Annotated in this window: 16 protein-coding genes and 1 tRNA gene; 8 read left to right on the top strand and 9 right to left on the bottom strand. The window is 50.7% G+C overall.

Annotation, left to right across the window (positions count from 1 at the left end; genetic code table 11):
• Positions 1-44: 44 nt before the first annotated feature.
• The 4 genes from QET93_RS06465 to QET93_RS06450 all read left to right on the top strand — a co-directional run bounded on the left by QET93_RS06465 (position 45) and on the right by QET93_RS06450 (position 3,953).
• On the top strand, positions 45-1,130 hold the full coding sequence (locus tag QET93_RS06465) for a substrate-binding domain-containing protein (RefSeq protein WP_280131813.1): 1,086 nt from the start codon (positions 45-47) through the stop codon (positions 1,128-1,130).
• 215 nt (positions 1,131-1,345) lie between these two features.
• Positions 1,346-2,500 carry a sialidase family protein gene (locus QET93_RS06460; protein WP_322190153.1) on the top strand — a complete coding sequence of 385 codons (1,155 nt, stop codon included), beginning with the start codon at positions 1,346-1,348 and terminating at the stop codon, positions 2,498-2,500.
• A gap of 132 nt (positions 2,501-2,632) precedes the next feature.
• Complete coding sequence (locus tag QET93_RS06455) at positions 2,633-3,697, top strand: SPFH domain-containing protein (RefSeq protein ID WP_280131811.1); 1,065 nt, start codon at positions 2,633-2,635, stop codon at positions 3,695-3,697.
• 166 nt (positions 3,698-3,863) lie between these two features.
• A tRNA-Ser gene (locus QET93_RS06450) sits at positions 3,864-3,953 on the top strand.
• A 129-nt stretch (positions 3,954-4,082) separates the two neighbouring features.
• Here the strand turns inward: QET93_RS06450 and QET93_RS06445 are convergent.
• The 3 genes from QET93_RS06445 to trmB form a co-directional block, all read right to left on the bottom strand.
• Complete coding sequence (locus QET93_RS06445) at positions 4,083-4,814, bottom strand: hypothetical protein (RefSeq protein WP_280131810.1); 732 nt, start codon at positions 4,812-4,814, stop codon at positions 4,083-4,085.
• Between the two features lie 713 nt (positions 4,815-5,527).
• Complete coding sequence (ribB, locus tag QET93_RS06440) at positions 5,528-6,175, bottom strand: 3,4-dihydroxy-2-butanone-4-phosphate synthase (RefSeq protein ID WP_280131809.1); 648 nt, start codon at positions 6,173-6,175, stop codon at positions 5,528-5,530.
• A 612-nt stretch (positions 6,176-6,787) separates the two neighbouring features.
• Positions 6,788-7,378, bottom strand: coding sequence for a tRNA (guanosine(46)-N7)-methyltransferase TrmB (trmB, locus tag QET93_RS06435; protein ID WP_322190152.1), 591 nt, complete (start codon positions 7,376-7,378; stop codon positions 6,788-6,790).
• A 144-nt stretch (positions 7,379-7,522) separates the two neighbouring features.
• Between trmB and QET93_RS06430 the strand changes: the two genes are divergently transcribed.
• Both QET93_RS06430 and QET93_RS06425 read left to right on the top strand, forming a co-directional pair.
• Positions 7,523-8,029 (top strand): septal ring lytic transglycosylase RlpA family protein, encoded by a 507-nt coding sequence (locus QET93_RS06430; RefSeq protein ID WP_280131806.1) that lies wholly within the window; start codon positions 7,523-7,525, stop codon positions 8,027-8,029.
• 41 nt (positions 8,030-8,070) lie between these two features.
• A complete protein-coding gene (locus tag QET93_RS06425) occupies positions 8,071-9,057 on the top strand; it encodes a Gfo/Idh/MocA family oxidoreductase (RefSeq protein ID WP_280131805.1) in 987 nt (328 codons plus the stop codon).
• 7 nt (positions 9,058-9,064) lie between these two features.
• On the opposite strand, the gene QET93_RS06420 is transcribed toward QET93_RS06425, so the two are convergent.
• Together QET93_RS06420 and QET93_RS06415 are read right to left on the bottom strand one after the other, a co-directional pair.
• Positions 9,065-9,664, bottom strand: a complete 600-nt coding sequence (locus QET93_RS06420; RefSeq protein ID WP_280131804.1) for a L,D-transpeptidase family protein — start codon at positions 9,662-9,664, stop codon at positions 9,065-9,067.
• A 181-nt stretch (positions 9,665-9,845) separates the two neighbouring features.
• Positions 9,846-10,988 (bottom strand): glycoside hydrolase family 43 protein, encoded by a 1,143-nt coding sequence (locus tag QET93_RS06415; protein ID WP_280125240.1) that lies wholly within the window; start codon positions 10,986-10,988, stop codon positions 9,846-9,848.
• A 154-nt stretch (positions 10,989-11,142) separates the two neighbouring features.
• Here QET93_RS06415 and QET93_RS06410 point away from each other — a divergent pair, with 154 nt between their 5' ends.
• Positions 11,143-12,648, top strand: coding sequence for an NfeD family protein (locus QET93_RS06410; RefSeq protein WP_322190151.1), 1,506 nt, complete (start codon positions 11,143-11,145; stop codon positions 12,646-12,648).
• 34 nt (positions 12,649-12,682) lie between these two features.
• Positions 12,683-14,050, top strand: coding sequence for a 30S ribosomal protein S12 methylthiotransferase RimO (gene rimO / locus QET93_RS06405; protein WP_280131803.1), 1,368 nt, complete (start codon positions 12,683-12,685; stop codon positions 14,048-14,050).
• A gap of 72 nt (positions 14,051-14,122) precedes the next feature.
• On the opposite strand, the gene QET93_RS06400 is transcribed toward rimO, so the two are convergent.
• The 4 genes from QET93_RS06400 to QET93_RS06385 form a co-directional block, all read right to left on the bottom strand.
• Entirely contained in the window at positions 14,123-15,148 is a 1,026-nt protein-coding gene (locus QET93_RS06400; protein ID WP_280131802.1) for a hypothetical protein, read from the bottom strand.
• Positions 15,149-15,245: 97 nt separating this feature from the next.
• Positions 15,246-16,205, bottom strand: coding sequence for a hypothetical protein (locus QET93_RS06395; RefSeq protein ID WP_280131801.1), 960 nt, complete (start codon positions 16,203-16,205; stop codon positions 15,246-15,248).
• Positions 16,206-16,346: 141 nt separating this feature from the next.
• Entirely contained in the window at positions 16,347-17,402 is a 1,056-nt protein-coding gene (locus QET93_RS06390; protein WP_280131800.1) for a hypothetical protein, read from the bottom strand.
• A gap of 37 nt (positions 17,403-17,439) precedes the next feature.
• A complete protein-coding gene (locus tag QET93_RS06385; RefSeq protein WP_322190150.1) occupies positions 17,440-18,411 on the bottom strand; it encodes a hypothetical protein in 972 nt (323 codons plus the stop codon).
• Between the last annotated feature and the right edge of the window lie 301 nt (positions 18,412-18,712).

The following is an 18,712-nucleotide window of genomic DNA, read 5'->3' as shown; positions in this document are numbered from 1 at the left end:
AGAAATCACTGGAATCCCACATCGGGAAAGAGTACTTTCCCATCATGCCTCGGAAGCCTTCCCCCATCCAGACGGAAACAATTGCCAATCATATCAGGGACATGATTATCGGAAAAAGATGGAACCATGCCCTCCCCTCCGAAAGAGAATTGTCCAACATACTCTCCGTAGGCCGGGAAACTATCAGAAAAGCTCTCTCCAACTTGGAAGAAAATGGCTGGATTGCCCCGCCGCAGCACAACAGGCCTCGTATCATTACCCGCTACACACCGGATCACGATGTACAAGCTCCACTACAAGAACAACCTTCCGAGATCATCGGCCTGATCACTCCGATACCAATCGACAGAATGCCTCAGCAAGTACTCGTTGAACTCTATGAAATAGAAAAAGTTCTCGAGTACGACAATCTACAGCTCCGGGTTTACGAAATCCCCTGGGCCATGGGGAAAAAACCCGGTCCCAAATTGGACCGACTCGTCCACGCCTCCCCTCACATATGCTGGATCCTTTACCAGACTTCTGAAGAAACCCAGCTTTGGTTCAAACAACGCGCCATCCCATGTCTCGTCCGGGGTAGTAGCCACACATCGGCTTGCCTCCCCTTCATCGATACTCACTGGGAAGCCACAGCACGGCATGCGGCTACCCACCTATGGAGCCGTGGGCACCATACATCCGTCCTTTGCATTCCGGACTCTCCTCTCAAAGGCAACCAATTAATGAAAAAAGCTTTCCTTGAATTCCAAGGTGAAAAATGGAACCCGCTCTTCATTCCCATTCCAGACCAAACGGATCAATTTTTCAATCTTCTGAACAACACATTCGACGCCCACCCGGATATCACCTCATTTGTTGTTCTCAGAAGCCAGCATGCCATCACCCTCATGTCCTGGGCAGCAGCGCATTCACTCCCCATTCCGGACAAAATCAGCATCATCAGTCTCAGTTACAACCCCGTTCTGGAACACATCCTGCCTCCCATCGCTCATTACAAATCCAACATCCGTAAAACAGTACGCCGCCTCATCCGCATGCTGAGAATCCTGCGTGAAGGAAAACCACTTCACAGCACATATATCATTCCCGATTTTTGCCAAGGTGCTTCAATCATCCATGAACCACAATAACATGGGCTGTTCGTAATTGGTTTTTTTATTTTTGTCCTCCAGAAATAACACGTTATTATCAGTTATTTATAACCTGCGAAAACACAACAAGTGGTCTTTTTACGGAAATGGCAAGGGATTCTTGCAATCAATCGTGAAAGAGGCATTTTGTACATGACTCCCAAACATCCCCTCCCTGTCGTAAAGCAATGTTTACCAATAGGAAAATATACACCTTGTCCTTACTGGGCGCTTTGGCATGTTACTCCCTGCAAGCCAATTCTGCCTTCTGCCAAGAGAACGGCTCGGAGGGGATTTCAGCTCTGACTTCCATCCCCTACATCTTTAAATCGGGGGAAGGCGGATACAAATGTTATCGTATCCCCGCCATCGTCCAAAGCCCCCGAGGCACCCTGATCGCCTTCGCTGAAGGCCGCGTCAACAGCACAGCAGACCACGGCAACCTCGATATCGTAGCCAGCCGTTCTACAGACGGAGGGAAAACATGGAGCGATCTCATCATCGTCCAGGACGACGGCGACAACCAATGTGGCAACCCTGCCCCTGTCGTCGACAGTGCCACCGGTAGAATATTCCTGATATCCTGTGGTTCAAACGCCAGCGAATACGCCATCATGGATGGCAAAGCCACGCGTGAAGTGTACATTCAGCACTCAGACGACGATGGGCTCACATGGAGCAAACGGCGCAACATCACCGCCCAAACCAAAAAGCACGACTGGCGCTGGTACGCCACCGGTCCCTGCTCCGGCATTCAAATCAGAGAAGGTCGCCACAAAGGACGCCTCGTCATCCCGGCCAATCACAGCGATGCAGACAGGCAATACAAGGCCCACTGCATCTACTCCGACGACGCCGGAGATACCTGGAACATCGGCGAAACAGCCGGCATCGGATCAAACGAAAGCCAGATTGCAGAAACAGCGACCGACGTACTTGTGCAAAACATGCGCATGCAAACCCATGGGAAAGGCATGCGCGGCATCAGAACCAGCCACGACGGAGGAGCCACCTGGACCCCTCTGAAACTTGAGCTCGCCCTGCCCTGTCCCGTCTGCCAAGGCTCCATCGCCCGCGACTACAACACAGAGAACACCCTCTACTTTTCCAACCCTGCCGCCACACCACGCGCCAGAAAAAACATAACCATCCGCACCTCCACCAACGGCGGTGAATCCTGGCCCTACGCCAAAACCGTTTACGAAGGTCCATCCGGATACTCCAACCTCATCATCCTGAACACAGGACAAATCGGCATCCTTTACGAAGCCGGTAAGAAAGACCTTGCAGAAGGAATCGCCTTCCGCACCTTCAGCAAAGAAGAACTCCTCGTACCCTGCGACAAATCCCAGGATAAAACCTCAAAATAGGGGTCTCATCCATCTGACAGAGAACAGAGAAGAGAGGTCGAAAGCCAAATTGGGCCCGCTCCCCAGCCCCTATTTACGTATTGCCAATTCATCCAAAATACGGCTATACTGGAAAACACCCCCCCTACTTCAATGGCACAACAATCTTCCCTGCTTAGCATAAAATTCGGCACCCTTGCAACCCTTGCAATCATCTTTGGTACCGGAATCTTCCTGTACAACAACATGGGAAACCATCGCGTCCTCTCTGGATTTGCCGGATACGTTTACACCAAACCCATCATCGGCAGCAACGAATTCCAAGGAGTCCTCATCGGCCCCGCCTCCACCGGTTTCACCTGGCGCCGCGCCGTCAGCAAAGTTTCCATCACCCCGGAAACAACCATCGAGCACTTCTCCACCAAAGACAACACCGCAATCCTTGGCAAAGACAAACTTCCCATCTCCTGCCAGGCATCCATGGTCTTCCGCCTCAATCCTAAAAAAATTAAGGAATTCATGGAACAATACGGCGGCATCGCTCAAACCAGCGGGAAAAACGACGATGAAGACGCCGATGAAATCATGGGGTTTGCATACAAAAACTTCATCCAGCAACCCTTCCGCACCGCCGTTCGTACAGAATTAAGCAAATACCCCGCACTCGACGCCTCCAGCAACCTCCAGAAAATATCCGACGATGTCCTCACCCAGGTCAGAAGGCGCCTGGAACAAACCCCGTTCGTCGTCGACTCCGTTGCCGTTGGTGAGACCAACCCTCCGACCCCCATCATCGAAGCCGTCGTCAACAAAGTCAAAGCCACACAGGAAAACGAACGTAAAGCCATCGAACTGGAAATCGCCCAAAAAGACATCGCCATCCAAAAAGCTAAAGGCGAAGCCGAAGGAACTCTCAAATACGAAATAGCCAAACAGGAAGCCCAGGGACGCATAGCCCAAGGGAAAGCCGAAGCAGAAGTCTCCCTTCTCAAAGCAGAAGCCAAGGCCAAAGGTACCATACTCGAAGCCAAGGCAGAAGCCGAAGGCCTTGCTCTCAAGGAAAAAGCCATGGGCCCCAACATGCTGAGGGCAAAAATGTACGACAACATGCTCAACAACGCCAAAATCTATCTACCCTCCTCCAACGGTTCAGATAAAAACTCGGCCATGTCCGTCCTGGGAGTCCTCAACCTCAACGACCAGCCGCAAAGTAAATAAACGCCATTCCGCATCCACTTATCCCGTGCCCGGCCTACTTCATCTGTAGACGGGCACGACTTGTTTCATATCCTCACCTGCATGAGTATTCCACTCAGGAATACTGGGAAAATGTCGAACGATACTCTTGCCCTTAATGACAAAATATGCAGAATCCTCCTCACACGGACAGGTGGTCGAGTGGTTTATGGCTCCGGTCTTGAAAACCGGCGTGCGGGAAACCGCACCGTGGGTTCGAATCCCACCCTGTCCGCCAAATTTTATCTGAAGCATTCTTCCAGTAAGAGCGCTTTTTATGGTTCTATCCCAATATCTGGTGGAATTGATCCCCCATATAAGCGGAAACACGGGAATAAGTAGGCCTAACAATCCATTGTCCCGAAGATCATCTCCAGCAGGAACGCCTGTCGTGAATGGGGTAGAACATCAGATCTTCCCAACGAGAAGAATACGTTTCCTGCCCGGAAAGGATTTCCGCGCCCATTCGCTTGCAAAGAATAGAAAAAATACTTTGATCATGCCGGTGTTCGACAAATCCCGGAAAATTGGGTGAACGAGAAGGAGTATCATCCACCAAGGAAAAATCAAGTTGATAGGGCAATTGCCATTGATGCAGAAAATCGGATGACAACTTGTTTTTGCAGAAAAAAGCATGTGTCGAACATATCTGGGGGGAAAGAAGAAGATTCCTGTCTTCCCGTACCGCAAAGTAATCCAGCAAATCACCCTTTGTCCAACGGAATTCGGGATGAATCACCTCAAGCTGGAACCCCATGACTCCACAGGTTGCCTCACGAAGACGTTCTGCATAAAATTCCAGTCGCCATCTTCCGGCTGGGTTCCAGTGGCATCCCGCATCGCAATAGAATAGCAAGTCTCCGGGCATCAGCTCGTCAAACACGCGACGGATCAAGTAAGGCTTCCATACCCAATAGCCAAATCCTCTGCTTCCAAGATACATTCTCTCCCCGTAGGAAGAACGAAAAGAATCATCCAAATCATGCTCATTACAAACATGGATCTTATCAAAAAAACGCATGCCTTCAGCCTGGATACGCAGACGCTGGACTGCCTTGTACATGCGGGAATCGGCAAAACTCAGAAATACGGTTTTCATCGGAATAGGTATAAATGGGGGGATCAAACAGGTAATCAACCTTGATCCATCATTCCGCATGAACTCTCCGGGAGTCAAGAAACCTCATTTAGCATATCTCACAAACAACTTAATTGAAAAATATTACACAGCTAAACATGTTCCCGTCCCATCTCCGGTACACCAGTTTTTCCAATCGCCTTTCCATTTTCAGATGAACTGATCGGAACAATCAGCGTTCCGACTTACTGTGACGATCCGACCACACCTCTCTAAGGCAAAGAGTCACAAACAACCATAAAGCAGAAAACACACTGATCAGCAAACATAAATTGAATCCTAAAAAGTCCTGGCACCACCATATCCCAACAGTCAACAGGAGGATGGGAATACCGGATATTCTAAAATAAAGCAATTCCCCTTCATATTGGACAAAAGGCGATAAGCTTTTAATCAATAAAAAGCTATCTACCAATTCAAAAAATACAAAAAGCATCGTTCTCATCACAATTTTTTTACGATCATCAATGCATTTTCACTTTTGGGACTTGGGATAAATATGGTTCATCGTCAAATAAAGTCAAACAGGAAAATCGGTTTTCCCCAATCAAGAAAATCGAATCCCTAGAAACGTCGAAGCAGGAATTCCATTCACGCTTCTTCTACGATCCTTTTTTCAATACTCTTCGTAAAATTGTTCTGCGGAAGGGATGAAGAAAGATTGACCTTCCGGATTATTCGCCGGAATGATTACGAAGGTAATCGGCCAGATCGGCAATGGCAACGACAGGGTATCCGTGCGCTTCGGCGAACGCGACGACTTCGGGGAGGCGGGACATAGAACCGTCCTCGTTAGTCAATTCGCACAAGACACCAGACGGAGAACGACCAGCCAGACGAGCTAAATCGACAGTACCCTCCGTATGTCCGGGACGGGTCAGGACACCGCCGGAGCGAGCGCGAAGGGGGAAAATATGACCGGGATGCGACAAGTCTTCCGGACAAGCGCCGGGAGCGACAGCCGCACGAATGGTCGCGATACGGTCGGAAGCCGAGACTCCAGTCGTCACGCCTTCGGCAGCTTCAATGCTAATGGTGAAGGCAGTACCATAGCGGCTCGTATTGTTGGAAACCATAAGAGGCAGCCCCAGTTCATCCGCTTTTCCTTCCGTCAAGCACAGGCAGACGATGCCGCTGCAATGGCGAATCATTTGCGCCATCTGCGGTACAGTCATGCTATCGGCGGCAAAAATCAAGTCTCCCTCGTTCTCGCGATCTTCGTCATCGACAAGAAGAACCCCGCTGCCACGGCGGATGGAATCAACTGCACGCAGGACGCGTTCTTCGGAAGTCAGTCCAAATCGGGAAAGAGGAGAATTCATGACGATCTACAAAGGGTAATAATCCATTCGAAGTTACCGGGAACCGTGCTCCCGAACAAACGCCCCGTCAAGCCGATATCATGACTTGCCTGAATACTTCCCCACCCCTCGCTCCCCCCATTTGATGAACAAGAAGATAATTCCTCATTGAATATTTTGATTATTCAGACATTCTTCAAGATAGATAGCTCTCCGGCATGTGACGTATGGGACAAACGCAAACCGGCAAAGCCAGTTTCGATATATGTCCTCACCTTTCCAACAAATAACCAACCATGCCATGTATTCCAACTTTCAACGCATGCTCCCCTTTTACCTCTTCTGGGGGGGGATTCATCATCCCGGCAATATTTCTGCTCTATTTGGCAGAGCGCCGGATCGACATAATCCATCCATGGATTGCAAGTGCAAAAGCAAGTTCGGCCATTGCACTGATTTTTATGTTATTCTTTTATTTGACCGGCAGGATTGTTCAACTGTCATTCCTGCAAGAAAAAAACAATTGCATTTATCCAGATCTTTCTCTTATTGATCACGTTTGCTGCAAGTATTACTGGAATCTTTATCTGGACAAAAATTTTCTATAAATACGCCCTAAAACAATGCTGACGCTTACACTTTCTTCACGAATCGAGCTCGGTAAATCGTCTTTCCCATACCTTCCCAGTGGAGTTGAAAGTCCGTTTTGGGATAGAAGAAAGCATCTTCTTCCCAGGAGAGGCTGCTGAAAAGACCGCTACGCTCAATATGGTCGAGCACCCATTCATAGTATTCCTCATGATCAGTCTTGAAGAGGAATTCCCCTTCATTAGCCAAGGCGGTGTGAAGAACGGGCATCAGGCTATCCTGAATAAGACGGTTTTTGTGGTGACGCGTTTTCGGCCAGGGATCCGGACAAAGGTAGTGCAAACGCGAAATGGAGCCGGGTTCCAGAAACCACTCCAGAAAATAGGAGCTCTCGATGCGCAGAACGCGCACATTCTGCAATTCCTCCTTTTCCGCCTGAGTACAAACACCCCGCACACGCCCCAGCAAACGTTCGATCCCCAAAAAACGGCGTTCGGGGAAATGGGCCGCCATCTGCAAAAGGAAACCGCCATCGCCACACCCCAAATCAACCTCGAAAGGCTCGGGCGAACCGAATATATCCATCGGTGAATAACGGCAAAAAAAATCGTGAGGGACAAAGGCAACCGGCATCATGCGATAACAAACTGGAAAAAATGGTAATGACGCCCATAAAGTGCAGGACTTCACCCTGCGTGTCAAACAGGAAGATGGACGAACCTATAACGGATGTTCTTTTTGCATTGTGCAAATTCCACAACCGTCTTATACGATAATGGCATGAAAGAATGGCGCATGGTCAGCATCGCAGCCCTGCTGGGCATTTTTCTCCCCTCGTGTTCGTCGTCCCCCAAATCGGAAGACTATCCGGGCTATATGACTCGTCCCTACACGATCCGCGGTAAAAAATATGTACCGATGAGCGTCGAACGTGCCTTGTATTTTTCTCAAACGGGAATCGCTTCCCACTACGACGAATCCGGTTTTTGGGGGTTCAGTTCCGGAGAAACCTCCATCGGAGAAGATGTTCGTCCCTGGCACCTGCATGCAGCACACCCGTACCTGCCCCTTCCCTGCGAAGTTCGGGTCACATCGCTCCGTACCGGGAAATCCGTCAAGGTACGGGTCAACGACCGGGGGCCCTTCGTTAAAGGCAGAGTAATCGACCTGAGTTCCGCTGCCGCCAAAAAACTGGGATTCCGACATGCCGGGCTGGAAAAAGTCCACATTCAGGTACTCTCTGTCGGCGACGGTAAATGGAAACGCAAAAGCCCGGTTTTCCACTGACGTCCATATTTCCGTTTTCCCATCACAACAATTTCATGACCATGAACACGACATCCCCGTTAAAAATCGGCATCCTCGGAGCCGGTTCCATCGCTTCTACCATGGCTCATACTCTCTCCCGGATGGAGGGAGCCGAATGCGTCGCCATCGCTTCGCGAACTCCGGATAAAGCCCGGGAATTCGCGCACGCCCACGGTATAGCCCGTTCCTACGGTTCCTATGAATCCATGATGAAAGATCCGGACATCGAGCTGGTATACATTGCTACCCCCCACTCCCAGCACGCAGAAAACGCCGAGCTCTGCCTTAGCCACGGCAAGCACGTCCTATGTGAAAAAGCATTCACTGTCAATGCAACCGAAGCCGAACGCATCATTGCTCTGGCCCGTGCCCGGGGATTACTCCTTGCTGAAGCCATCTGGACGCGCTACATGCCTTCCCGCCGCATAATCGACGAGATCCTTGCCGGCGGAGCCATCGGCACGGCAACCTCGTTGTCGGCCAACCTAGGCTATTCCCTTGGACATGTCGGACGGCTGCAAGATCCGGCCCTGGCCGGAGGTGCCTTGCTTGATCTGGGTATTTACCCGCTCAACTTCGCCGCCATGTTTTTCGGCCACGACATTCGGGAGACCATCAGTTCCGCCATCATGACCGATCGTGGAGTCGATGCTTCCAACAGCATCACCCTCTGCTACGAAGACGGACGCATGGCCTGCCTCCACAGCAACATGCTGGCCATGACGGACCGCCACGGCTACATCTTCGGAGACAAAGGCTATATCTCCGTGACCAACATCAACAACTGCGAAGGAATTAACGTTTACAACCTCAAGCGCGAACTCTCCGCCCATTACGACGTCCCTCCCCAAATCAGCGGTTATGAGTACCAGGTAGAGGCTTGCGCACAGGCCATCCGAGATGGACGGACGGAATGCCCCGATATGCCCCACGAGGAAACCCTCCGCATGATGTGCCTCATGGATGCAATCCGGGCTTCCTGGGGCATGAGATTCCCCATGGAATAAAGCAGGATTAATTGGAGACGGTCACGGTCATCCCGACCGGACACAGCTCATACAGTTCTCTGGCAACTTCCTGCGGCAAGTGGATACACCCGTGTGACGCCAGCATGGGAGGATCCGGCACTTCTCCTTCATGAAGAGCACAGGAGCCGCTGAACCACATTGTGTACGGCATGGGAGCTCCGGAAAATTTGGCCCCGGCCGGTACGCTGTTCTTCCTCCTGTCCGCATACCGGACGACCTGCTTGCCGTCATCGTTGTAAATGCTGCCGTAAAGGGATGAATAATGAACGAGTTCCTTGCCATAGATTTTGAAGTTCCCCTTCGGGGTGGAGTGACCGGGAATACCCGTACTCAGGGGAAAGACAAGCGCCTTTTTTCCGTCGACGAACAGGGTACCCTTCTGGTTGTCGATCGAAACGTGCATCTTCAATGCTTTGCCGGAAGCATCGGCCATCAGAGCATTATCCCTGTAGTTCCTGCCATGGTAGGCAGGTTCCCCCGGAGAGGTCACCGCCAAGCCATTGTCCCCGTCCGTTCCCACCGAGGAGCAGGAGCTCCATAACACCAATCCCGCCACTGCGGCTACTGTCATCCATGCGTTTTTCATGTTTGATCCCTCCTTAATCAGTTCCAGAGGAAAAAGACCATTATGGCTTTCTCCGCCTACCTCTGAAACAATTTACCGCTATCCGACGTTGAAACCCTGACGCACAACATGACAAAACCCGGTATCATCAAGATACCGGGCTTATCAAACAGAGAGAAAACGTCAGGAGAACTCCTATCTATCAGGATTTCGGCTTATCCAGGCTCCACTCGTCCTTCCACTCGATCTTCATCTGGTGGCCGTCCCACTGAATCGGCAGCCATACATAACGACCATCGATAGCATTGGCCGGACGCCACTGGTCGGCAATGAACACATACTCCATTTTCCCGCGAACAGGAACCGGAAGAATAAACGTGCTTTGTCCTCCGAAAGTCGTATGGGAATTGGGACCTACACAAGGGTTCTTCAACTCTGTCCACGGGCCCAGAATATTTTTCGCATAGGCGGAACGTGCCGTATTGGGCGCCCAGCCCGTACAACCGGAGGCTATCAGGTAATAGAATCCGTCCTTTTTGCAAATGGCGGGAGCCTCCATAAAACGCCCCGGAAACACGCGGACGAACTTCCCGGAATGCGTCGTAAAGTCATCGGATAGTTCGGCAATATGCATCGTCCCGTTTTCCTCGGAGGAGAAAATGTGGTACCCTTTTCCATCCGTATCGACAAACAGGGTCATGTCGCGGGCCATCTGCCCCTTTTCAAAATCCCGTTTGAACATGGCATATTCATTCATGCCATCCGGATAATTGCTCGAATTCAGAGAAGGAGCCTTCGGCGCATTTTCCATGGTCTTCTCCTTCTCGGGCATATTCAGAGGCCATTTGCCCGGATTCGCACGCAGGGCGTGAAGAAATTTGTACGGACCGGTCACTTTGTCACTGACGGCAACCCCGCTCATGGCATCGCCATACCCATGGCCTTTGCGTTCCAGATGGAACCACATCACATACTTGCCGGTCTTTTTATTGTAGATCACCTTGGGACGTTCCAAAATACACCCTTTGGCAATAGGGCTATCCGGGGATTCCTCGACAGCCAGGGCAATCCCTTCATCCTTCCAGTTATACAAATCCCTGGATGAGTAGCAATGCACCCCTACTTGGGCATAATTACCGGCATCGCCTTCCACCTTGTGCTCGCCAAACCAGTAATACGTCTTCCCCACTTTGCAAAAACCGGCCCCATGACCATTAATGGCAACCCCTTTGTCGTCGTACCAAAGCTGCCCCGGTTTGAAAGAGGTATTCCCAACGGAAGGCAATGCGGCAAGACACGGGAGCAAGGAGCCGGCTAACAGAATGAATTGGATGATTTTTCTCATGATCTTGTCAAGATACGATAAGAAAACGGCAACCTTTCACAAGCAGATACGTTAAAATACGGATAAAACAGACACATTCCGGCAAAGTTACAAGCGTCATCAACAACAAACACGACAGGATGAAGCCAACTGGCATTGCCAATGGGAAGTCCTTGTGGTAACGTCAGACACCATGCGATATTGGAACTTTATCATTTTCATGCTGATTGCCATGTTCGGCATGATTCCGAAAGCCGGGGCAACCGAGCAAGACAATGACAACAAGATTTACTACACCGGGAAAGTCGTCGTCATTCCCATCGGTGAAGAAACCTTGGCCAATACTCAGAGCTTCGGCTTCATGAACCGTACCCTGAAACGGGCCAACGACGAACAGGCTGCGGCTATCGTCTTTGAACTCAACACTCCCGGAGGCCTCGCCTGGGAAACCAGCGAACTGATGATGAAAGGCCTCTATCCCATGAAAGTTCCAACCTTCGCCTTCGTCAACACCAAGGCCATGTCCGCCGGTGCCCTTGTTGCGTCCGCCTGCGATTCCATCTATATGGCCCCCGTATCTTCCATCGGCGCCGCAGGTATCGTCAATTCCACTGGTGAAGAAATGGACCCGATGATGCGCAAAAAGGTAGAAAGTGCCTTTTCCGCCTTCACCCGTTCCGTCGTGGAAGAAAAAAATCATAATTCGGAACTCATCCGGGCCATGATGATCCCTGCATCCAAAGACGAAACCTTCGGCCCCGTCAAACTGGCCAAAGGAGAACTCCTTACCCTGACAGGCAAAGAAGCAGTTTCTCCCGGTTCCGACGGCAAACCGTTGCTGGCCAAAGGTATCGTCAACAATGTCAAGGAACTGCTGGAGAGGGAACACATAACAGCCCCAGTCGTTACAGCTACGCCAACCGGATTCGAACGCATTGCCTTGTGGATCGCCTGGGCTTCCCCCTTCCTCATCCTGATAGGGATGGGGGCCGCCTATATCGAAATGAAAACTCCGGGATTCGGAATCGCCGGAGCCATTGCCGCCCTGGCATTTGCCCTCTTCTTTTTCGGCAATCACATCGCCGGCAACCTGGCAGGTTATGAAACGGCGGCATTGTTCGTCGTCGGATGCATCCTGTTGCTCGTTGAAATTTTTCTGGTTCCCGGAACCTTCGTTAGCGGACTGCTGGGCGTCTTGTTAATCATCGCCGCCCTGTTCAGCGGCATGATCAGCCTGGCTGACATCAATTCCCTGTTGCGGTCAGGAGATTTCTCCGTGGAATCCATCGCCAGCGTTTCCCTTCTTCCTTTGACCAAGCTTGCTGTCGGCATGGCGGGAGGCATGGTACTCATCATGTTGCTCATGCGTTTCCTGCCGGATTCCCCTCTCTTCCGCTCCCTGTCCAACAACTCCGTCAGCGGAGGCCAGGACGCAGGTGCCGCAGTCGGCGTCTCCGCTACCGGAGCTACCATCGGTTCTCTCGGAGAAACGGTTACGGAACTGAAACCGAACGGTAAAGCCCTCATTCATGGAGAAATTTACGAGGTTTGCTCTCGACAAGGACTACTCATCAAGGGTACCCCTGTTCGCGTCATTGAAAAACGCGCATTCGACCTCATCGTCGAAGCGGCCGATATCCCCGCGCCCCAACAAGAAGCAGGCAACCAGCCTGAACAATAAAATTACACCTCTCCATCCCTCACACACTACAGCCATGCCAGTTACCGTAGGATTCATCTCCCTTGGATGCGCCAAGAATCTCAACGACTCCGAAATCATGATCGGCCACCTCCAAAAGGCCGGAATGACCATGACGCCCGATCCGGATCTGGCAGATGTCGTCGTCGTCAACACCTGTTCGTTCATCGATAAAGCCAAAAAGGAATCCATCGACACTATCCTCGGAGTCGCCCAGGCCAAGGAACGAGGCGAATACCCCAAGGAACAAAAACTGGTTGTTGCAGGATGTCTCGCCCAGCGCTTTTCCAAGGAACTGCCCGATCTCCTGCCAGAAGTAGACGCATTCATCGGCCTGGATCAGATCACGGCCCTTCCGGACGTCATCACCAGCATCATGACTGGCACACTTGGAGATCGCAATCTCGTCTCCGACAAATCCACCTACATCCCGGACTACGACACCCCACGCTTTCGTCTGACACCCCGGCATAGCGCCTACATCAAAATCGCCGAAGGCTGCAATCACACCTGCACCTTCTGCGTCATTCCCCAAATCCGGGGCAGACATCGCAGCCGATCCCAGGAAAGCATCATCCGGGAAGCACGCATGCTCGTCGAAGCCGGAGTCAAAGAGATCAACCTCATCGCCCAGGACTCCACTTACTACGGCATGGACCGCTGGCAGGACGGCAACCGTCCCACTCCCCGCAGCGGAGTCGACTCCACCAAGGGAGAATCCCTCTCCACCCTGATCCGCGAACTCAATGCCATCCCCGGCGACTTCTGGATCCGCATCCTCTATACCCACCCCGCCCACTGGAGCGACGAACTCATCCGCACCATCTCGGAATGCCCGAAAGTCGCCCGCTATGTGGATATTCCCCTCCAGCACATCTCGGACAACATGCTCTCCTCCATGCAACGCCAAACCAATGGAGACTACATCCGAGATCTCCTCCGCAGAATGCGTTCCGGTGTCCCCGGCATGGCCATCCGGACCACCTTTATCACCGGTTTCCCCGGTGAAACGGAGGACGACCATCGGGAACTTATGGATTTCATCGAAGAATTCCGATTCGAACGTGCCGGCATCTTCACTTACTCCCGCGAAGAAGGCACCAAGGCATACAAAATGCCTAACCAAGTACACCACCGCACCAAAACGCGACGGGCCAACGAAGCCTCGGAACTCCTCGCTCGCATCGCCGACGAAATCGGTCAGGAACAAATCGGCAAAACCATCCGCGTTCTTGTCGAAGCCCCCGGTGTCGCACGTACGGCATGGGATGCTCCGGACATCGACGGCTCCGTATCCGTCCCGGAAGACCTTCCCGTCGGTCAATTCGCCGACGTCCGCATCATCGACGCAGTCGCCTACGATCTCGTCGCGGAAAAAGCCTGAAGCGCTTCTACACCAGATCCTCCATTCCTCATCCCGGTTCCGTTTTGTCCTGTTTGTCGGACGGAATCGGTCTTACTTTTTCTTTCCCTGTTCGTCTTTTACAAAAGAGATATGCCATCCGGAACCGGGACAAAACATGTGCAGTTCCTTTCCAATCAGGGCTAATGCATGGATCTCTCCATTAGATGTACGGAATGAATGGATATTGCCCCGCTCGGAAGATCTCACATAGCTTAAATCCTTATTGGAATAATTCGCCCCCCGGGAGCTATCAACTTTGAGCCACGAACCACCGTTTATCTCTTTCCAGGAGCCCATGAATCTGGGATCCGGCCATTTGGACGCTGAAGCGGCATTCCCCCTCTCAAGCGTCTCCCTGGTTTCGTTGATCAGATTGTTGATTGCAATGGCTCCATCCAAATCGCCGCGGGCGACCGCCTGCTTCTTTTGCTGCTCCAGAGCCGCAAGATATTTCCGATAGAGAGGCATGCATAGCCGGGCGCATTTCCCTGCATATTCAGACTTCAATTGATCCAGTTCTTTCCCACCCGGTCCTGCGGGGGCTTCTGCTACAAGATCCGTCTTTCCCCACTTGGAAAACTGACAGATTTTATCAGGCTCATATCTAAACCACAAACGATTGATCTCGCTACGAAACACCAGAATATCACCTTCCGAAAGCTCCGTATTGATTGAATCTCCACTGGGGCTCAAAGTTTCATGAAGCTTGGCCTGCAAATGAGAACCATCGGCATTAAGGGCGTGTACCAGCTTCGTTGCCTTTTCAAGCCACTGCCCCGGGATCACGAGAGAAGAGCCCGTCGACTTCCACAACGAGTCGGGAGTCGTATTCATGATTTCCAGTTCTGCCTTCAGACTCTTACACATATCGAAGTCGGAAAGAGCCACGTACTTCTGCAGCAATCCCTGCAACTGTTTTTTATATTCGGCAATCACAGGGCCACAAAGTTCGCTGCACTTGGAATTAAACGAAGAAACAAGCTTTGATGTAGCAGGCGGGACTTCGGCCTCCTGGGCTGATACTGTCCACCCCCCAAAGAGAGCTCCTACAACAATAGTAAAAATAACCGGTTTCATCTTCTAAAAATCCTTATCTTTCTAATATATCATTAAAAAATAACGTCAAGATCTTAGTATTCTTCCTCCACATCCCAACGCATCAGTCCGCATACCGTTACGGTACCTTCGTCGCAGTCGTACGCCACCCGGAAGCGGGGATAAACACATACAGACAATCTCCCGCAATGGCAAAAATACGGACTTCCCCCGACGAATGGAGAAAGGTATGGACATTGCCATGTTCGGAAGACTTCACGTAGGAAAACTCTTTGAGCGTTTCCCCATTTTCATTGTACAAGGAAATCGTTCTGGAGGAGTCAATCCTATATGAACACCCACTGTCGGCTTCCTTCCAGAGACCGGCAAGCCGTGAATCCGGCCATTTTTCCCTTGCGGATGCCGCCGTACTGGACAGCACTTTATCTTTCTCCTTCTCGATTCTTCTATGGATTGCCAGGGCGGCATCAAGATTGCCGCGACTTATTTCCTGCTTTCTCGCCTTGTGCAAAGACTGAATGTACTTCACGGAGAGAGGAGTACAAATCCGGGCACAGCGGGCACTGAACTCTGAACGCAATGCCCACAATACGTCCTGTGTCCCGGATTTTGTCTTTTCCATGCGACTGAGGGACCATTTGGTGAACTGGCACATTTTCCCCTGATCATACCTCACCCAAACACGGTTGCACGAACTCTTGAACACAATGACATCCCCCAGGGAAGAATCCGTATCAACAACGTCACCGGATTGCATCGCGTTCCCCTTGCCTTTAATCTGGTAGTGAACACCTCCAGAGACCAACTTATGAAAGATATCCCTATTAACCTCTAGCCACCAACCAGATACACCAAAAGAATCCGACTCCAGCAACAAACCGGGATTCTTGTCCAGTTCCGCTAAGGCGATCTTTGCACGTTTCCCCGTGGTAAAATCGGACGATTCTATGCTCTTGATCATCAAGTCTTGCAACTTCTTCCTATACTCCGCCACAACGGGAGCACTCAAATCATTGCACTGAGCAATATAGGAAGAGGTCATCTTTTCCACAGAAGGAGACATGTCTGCCCAGGACACGGAACTGTTCCCGAATACAAAATAAATAACTGAAACAATGCAACATACGGATTTCATAGGAACAGAACGGATAAAAACTTATTCAAGAAATATGAATTTTTTCACAACATATTTCAAAAAAAACATTCCATCCTACTCATTTTAATCCAAACATTTCGTTGCCGTTGCATGCCAGCCAGACGCACCGGGAGTAAACATGTGCACATTGCCATCCGCAACCCCGGCAATGAGCGTTCCCATTACCCGGTGCTGGAAAAAATGCAAGTCCCCGGCAGGACTTGATTTTTGGTAGGCATATGCTCTGACATACTTGTCCTGGGCATTTTTGACCACCAGGTTCCCTTTATTGTCAAATTGATAGGACCAACCACTCTTTTCTTTCCACGTACCAAGCAAACGTTTGTCCGGCCACGAGAAACCGGGCTTCCCTGCCCCTTCGAAACGAATGCCCCAAGCCTTTTTCAGCGATTCAATATATGTATGAAGCTTCAAGGCTTGATCGCCATGGCCCGCCTGCGACTCTTTTTCCTGTATCTGTAACAGATCTTGAATGTATTTTTCCTGCAAGGGAACACACTGGCGGTTGTACTTTCCCACATATTCGCAACGAAGAGAGGTCAACGGACTGGTTTCTTCCATTCCTCTGGATTTCTGTCTTTCATTTTCATCTTCAATCCGTTGTAGAGTGGAAAAGCTATTCCCGCAAAATTGAGCGACGGACTGATCCCCGTACAACAGCCACACCCGGCGATAATTTCCCGTAAAAACGAGAATTTCAGACGATGATTTGGCGGTATCCACAGACTCGTTCGTCGTCATTTTCTGTCCGTTCCCTCGAATCTGGTAATGAGTTCCCTCCGCATTCACCCAGTGTTTGATATTCAGCCGCTCTTCGTTCCATCGCCCTGTAAAAGCACACGCTGAAGCCTTCATCAAAAAATGGGGATCCTTTGCGGTATTCTCCAATTCATCCTTGATCTGGCGAGCCAAGTCGATATCCGACATCGCTATGCACTTCTGAAGCAAAGCCTGGAGTTTCGCCCGATAATCGGCAGTAATCCTGGCTCCCACTTCATCATATTCCCGATTGAACGATTCCGACAACCGAGAAGCGGACGAAGGGACATCCCCTTCAGCGCCTCGGGAGGCACAACAAAAGCAAAACAGGAACATGAAAAGAAACAGGAAGGATTTCATGATGTCGATTTCATTATCCAATGAACACAATCGGTAATCAGGAAGCGGAATACATGGCAATTCTCTGCCAGAAGGTATTGTTAGGCTCGAACATATACATCTTGTTCCCTACACGGGCAATATAACGGACAGGTTCATACAGGTTCGACCGAACCCGAAACACGTTGCCATGGGGAGATACGCCATCCAAAGTCAACGTCAATTGCGTCTTTCCGTCCTTGGTATGTGCCACCATATTTCCCCTGTTATCCAGTTTGTAATACCAATCGCTGGTTGTTTCCCTCCATACACCTGGGAAAGTTTTACGAAACCTTTCCGCATCGGAAAGAGCCGGGACATAAGCCATATATCGATTCGTCTTCGGCAAATTCTCCATATACCGGGAAAGTTCCATAGCTCCGTCGATATCCCCCCGGACCGCAAGTTCCTTCTGCATCTTTTGCAATAACTGAGTGAATTTGGAGGCCAATGGAGCGCACAGACGGGTGCAAATGGAATAGTGGGATGACAGCAAACCGTCTATATCAGCCATATCTCCCAGCATCGCCTCGGGAGACACCGAACCCGCTTTGCGATTCAAGCGGGTAATCCGATCATTCCCGAACATGACCGAGCGATCCGTTTCAAACCTGATCCAAACACACGATCCCTTTTCAGAGACCAGAATATCGCCCACCGACAAGAAAGGATCCAGCCCAAAATCCGGACGCACATCGGAAGACCATGCCCAATAATCATAATGCATCCGGTCAGAGCCGAGCCTATGTAAGCGGTTATTATGATGCTCCACCCAGTCTCCGCCGAAAAAGCCGGGACCGGCAGCCACATTCCAATAAACGGGATTGATAGGATCTGCCGTCCGTTTATCAAGCAGTTCCTTAATCTTAACCGCCCGATCCATCATTCCAAGAGCTACATACTTCTCCTGAAGAGCCTGCAGTTTGCGTACATGGTCTGCATCCGCCCGGGCACAGACGGAAGCACACCGTCCGATAAATTGAGATTCCAACGTAGCTACCTTCTCCGGAGCTGACTCCCCAGGGAAAGCGGCAACCAAAGCGCAACAGGCTAATATAAGGAATTTGAAATTCACCATGACTTATTATCAATATAGAAAAAAAGCGAGACAGGTCAATAAAAACAGCAAGTCGTTTTGCTCCCTTGGAGATCCCAAAAACAACATGGCATGCCTTGCATTCCGACAGACTCTTCTACATTAAGAATTCATCGTTTAGTGCGCTTAAATCATCAATCTTAGGACAAAAAAGGGACTGACCCGTTTGACGGCATTGAGGAAATACCGGACACGA

The sequence above is a fragment of the Akkermansia sp. N21116 genome, assembly GCF_029854705.2.
Classification (GTDB): Bacteria; Verrucomicrobiota; Verrucomicrobiia; order Verrucomicrobiales; family Akkermansiaceae; genus Akkermansia.
Note: the sequence above shows the minus strand (reverse complement) of the source record. Positions and strands in the feature narration are given on the sequence as shown.